Consider the following 3,199-nt stretch of genomic DNA (forward strand, 5'->3'; position numbering starts at 1 on the left):
TTCAACAGAAACAGTCTCTGAAAAACCAAGGTCTGAAGTCACAAGTACAGCTAGTTCGGAACTAGCTAATTCTGAAACTGCACATTCTGAGGTGAGTGCAACAACTAGTGAGAGTGTTACAGCTGAGAATGTGTCACCTGTCGGTGATATCCCAAACGAAAATATCACAAGAGGAACTGACCGTTCTGCCTTTACTGAAAAAAGGAATGGATTTGTTACCGAAAAAGAAGAACGCATTGAAACAGAAAACTATTTAGGTAGTCTTATTACCACAAGACATCCTTATTACGTTACTTATTACTACGATAACAACGGTAATAAGCTTATGGGATGGCAAGATATTAATGGAGAACGCTATTATTTCAAAAAAGAGCGAGAACATCCTGGTTTCGAAACCATTGATGGAAAACTCTATTACTTTACAGATAGTGCACGTATGCTCCATGATGAATTTGTTGAAGAAAATGGTCAAACTTACTATCTAGGTAGCGATGGCGTGCGAGTTTCTGGCTTACAAGATATCAAAGGACAAACCTATTACTTTAATCCTGATAGAAACAGCCAACTTAGCTACGGCTTGAACGTGGTTGGTGACAAGCTCTATCTGTTTGGAGATGCTGGCAAAGAAAATGCAGGACAATTAGTTAAAGACACACATCTCAACAACGGTGATTTCAAACTGAATATTGATCCTAATGGTATCGTTACGGTGGCAAATAACCATCCAGCTTTTCTACAAGATAATGGTGGTCACTGGTACTATATGGATAAAGATGGAAAACTAGTTACTGGACTACAAACCATTGATGGTTTGACTTATTACTTTGATTCGAATGGTAGACAGGTCAAGGGTGAACGCCGTAAGGTCAATGGTAAATCCTATTTTTACGACCCAGATAACGGCGCCCTTGTGACGAACCGACTCGTCACCTTCAAAGCTGGACGATTCATTCCTGAAGAAAACTATGCTAAAGAAATAAGATTTGACTTTGCTCCTTATTCCAATTATGACAGCAAAGAACATCCTGAACTCGAAAGGTATTATTTTGGTGCCGATGGCCTACCAGTCACAGGATGGCAAACCATCAATGGTAATAAGTACTATTTCCAAGATAATGGAAATATGGTCGTGCACAGATTTTTCAACAACTATTACTTCTACAGTGATGGTACCATCGCTAGAAATATACGGTTGAATATTCCTACACACTATATTATGAGAGAATTTCCAAATATCTATGAATTTGACAATGATGGTGTCGGAAAATACATCTCTAGTGATTTTAAGGACCTTCGACCTAAGAGCGCTCATTTTTCTCAAGATAAAGAGGGCTACTGGTACTACTACGATGAGTATGGACAACCTGGTGTTGGTGACGAAACTATTGATGGCTATGACATGTATTTCCATTTAGGAACTCATCGCCAAGCTAAGGGAGAGTTCGTTGATATCGATGGCAAGGTTTACTATTTTGATAAAGATAACGGTCGAAAGGTTAAAGATACAACTTTTGATTTCGATGGTAAGACCTATGTGGCAGACCAATCTGGTGTCCTCAGCATTAAAAGTCAATCAACTGAACGAAACCGCTATATCAGTGATTCCGAAGGTAACTGGTACTATGTCAATGACAAGGGTTACCTCCTCCTTGGTGCCCACACCATTGATAACGTCAACGTTTATTTCGGCACCAATGGTGTCCAATACAAAGGCCATTTTGCTCCTGATAATCACTATTACGATAAAGATAACGGTGCTTTAGTAACAGATAGATTGGTTGAGGATGGCGGCAAAGAGTTTTATGTTGATGAAAAAGGAAAGAAGTTTCACGGTACTAAATATTTGGACGGAATTCAGTACTACTTTAGATACGGCGAAAAAGTGAAAGGTGAGTTTAATTATCCATACCGTGGTGATCATTATTATGACAAAGAGACTGGTGCCCTTGTAACCGGAAAATACTTCGAACATAAGAATAACTGGTATTATGCAAATAGTAAGGGAAATATTCTGACTGGAAAACAAGTCATCGATGGCAAGCATGTCTACTTTTACGATGATAATTATAATTACGGAAAGAAGGGCATACAAGCTAAAGATAAACTCGTCATTTTAAATGATAAAATCTACTACTACCTTCCTGACTCTGGTAATCGTGCTGAAAATGTGACCTTGACAGTAAATCATGTTACTTATTTCTTTGATGATAACGGCGTTGGTCATATCCTTAGATAATTTCTTACAAGTTACTAATGATTTCAACTGCTTATAACAAAAGGAAGTCGTTCAAAATCGACTTCCTTTTTACCTGTTTTTGATAATTCTGTTAGTTTCTATTGTTTATTCTTAAAAAAGGATTATAATGAAGTTAGACAAAAATGTAAGCGCTTTGATTTTTGTTTTAATGGACACTTAGGGGATTATCTAAAAGATTTGACATTATTTCGCTAATGCCTAAATACGGTTTATTGTAGGGTAATCATTCCTAAGTTGCTCAACCATAAAACTAGGGCTCATTTCTAAAAAAACATCGTTTCTAACTAGAGCTCTAGAGGAGATACCTCATACTAGGAAGCTCTAGTTTTTTGTGTCCCATAGCCTTAAAAAAAAACGAGATAGTCTCAGCATAGAAAGGAGAACATATTTCAAAGCATTATCGTGTTACACAGAATTATTTTTCTATAACTCATGTTTGCCTTGAGCAGTCTCACAATACTGAAATTGAGGAGATTGGGAGAAAATAAGGGTTGTCATAAGAAAATTAACCCACATCGTTAGGTACTCCTACCTAATGCTCACTTTTCATAAAATCTCATGACAGTCCTTATTTGTGATATGTAAAAGTTTAAAATGAAAGGAGAATTATCATGGAAAAGAAAGTACATTTTAAACTTCACAAAGTTAAAAAACATTGGGTAACTATTGCAGTGACAGGGCTTACTTTAGGATTGAGTTTTGCAGGCCTTAACTACGCTTCAGCTGAAGAACACCATACCCCTGTTAATGAAGCGACTGTTGAAGCCATCATCAAAGAAGGCGCTATTGACGTTGAGGCTCCAGCGACTAATGAAGCCACAGCCAAACCAGTAGAAAACACACCTTCTACTGCTTCAAGCGAAACTGCTACAGTATCAGAAGCACCAGTAGCTGCCTCTGAAGTGGCTTCATCAGAAACAGTCTCTGAAAAACCAAGCTCTG

2 protein-coding genes are annotated in these 3,199 nt (G+C 37.7%); both read left to right on the forward strand.

Going from position 1 to position 3,199, the window contains the following annotated elements:
• A partial coding sequence (locus tag HMPREF2571_RS08960; RefSeq protein WP_070847837.1) for a glucosyl transferase occupies positions 1-2,236 on the forward strand: 2,236 nt, incomplete at its 5' end.
• A 632-nt stretch (positions 2,237-2,868) separates the two neighbouring features.
• On the forward strand, positions 2,869-3,199 hold a 331-nt coding region (locus HMPREF2571_RS08965; protein WP_176745590.1), incomplete at its 3' end, for a KxYKxGKxW signal peptide domain-containing protein.

Source organism: Streptococcus sp. HMSC068F04, assembly GCF_001837455.1.
Lineage (GTDB): Bacteria > Bacillota > Bacilli > Lactobacillales > Streptococcaceae > Streptococcus > Streptococcus salivarius_D.